1 protein-coding gene is annotated in these 382 nt (G+C 80.1%); it reads right to left on the bottom strand.

The genetic code is table 11. From position 1 onward, the window contains the following. On the bottom strand, nt 1–382 hold a 382-nt coding region (locus BG452_RS47415), incomplete at both ends, for a hypothetical protein (protein ID WP_188308858.1).

Genomic DNA, 382 nt, shown 5'->3' with positions numbered 1-382 from the left:
TCCCGCCGCGCCGAACGGCCCGGGTGCGCCCGGCGGCCGGGCCGGCGGGCTGGCCGGACTGCCGACCCGGCAGGTCGGACAGTCGCTTCGCGAGAACCCCGTCCTGCCGGGCCAGCCGGCTCCGGGCCAGCAGGGCCAGGGTCAGGGTCAGCAGGGCCAGGGTCAGGGTCAGCCGGGCCGACGTGGCCAGGGCCGACCGGCCCCCGCACCGCAGGCTCCCGCCCAGCAGGGCCCCGGTCAGCAGGGTCCGGGTCAGCAGGGCCCCGGTCAGCAGGGCCCCGGTCAGCAGGCTCCGGGCCAGCAGAACCAGCAGGGCCAGCAGCAGCAGTCGCCGCAGGACGGCCTGCCGCAGCGCGCCCCCGGCCGTCAGGGCCCGCCGCAG

The sequence above is a fragment of the Streptomyces sp. CBMA123 genome (genome assembly GCF_014596465.1).
Classification (GTDB): Bacteria; Actinomycetota; Actinomycetes; order Streptomycetales; family Streptomycetaceae; genus Kitasatospora.
This window is presented reverse-complemented; position numbering and strand designations above follow the sequence as displayed.